Source organism: Vibrio sp. bablab_jr001, assembly GCF_016464285.1.
Classification (GTDB): domain Bacteria; phylum Pseudomonadota; class Gammaproteobacteria; order Enterobacterales; family Vibrionaceae; genus Vibrio; species Vibrio fluvialis.
The window spans coordinates 1-445 of sequence record NZ_JACDWZ010000045.1 but is presented as its reverse complement, the minus strand read 5'-3'; the positions used below and the strand labels follow the sequence as shown (position 1 = coordinate 445).

Below are 445 nucleotides of genomic sequence, written 5' to 3'. Positions count from 1 at the left end.
TGATAACATTACTACGTAATGTTGAATTGACTGTGCTCGATACCGAAGTATCAAATTGGTCACTCAGTTCATTGATAAATCTTTTGCGATTATCATCAACGAGTGCCCACACAGATTGATAGGTTTATATTGTTAAAGAGCTTTGCTTTCAGTGCGTTAGCACGTAGGCAGGACGCGTATATTACGCTTCACACCGTGAAAGTCAACATAAAACTCTAAGTTTTTTAGAGCTCTATGGTGACTTGCTTAAAGTTTAAGCAAGTGCAAATTAAAGCCTGGCGATGTTCTACTCTCACATGGGGAGACCCCACACTACCATCGACGCTGTTTCGTTTCACTTCTGAGTTCGGAATGGAATCAGGTGGGTCCAAAACGCTATGGTCGCCAAGCAAATTCTTAAAATTCGGAAAGCTGTTTTTCGTTCTCTCAACACATTCTTATGCGC

1 rRNA gene is annotated in these 445 nt (G+C 41.1%); it reads right to left on the bottom strand.

The annotated features are described in order from the left end of the window. Positions 1-273 precede the first annotated feature (273 nt). Positions 274-389: ribosomal RNA gene (gene rrf, locus JIG40_RS07245) — 5S ribosomal RNA — on the bottom strand. Positions 390-445 lie beyond the last annotated feature (56 nt).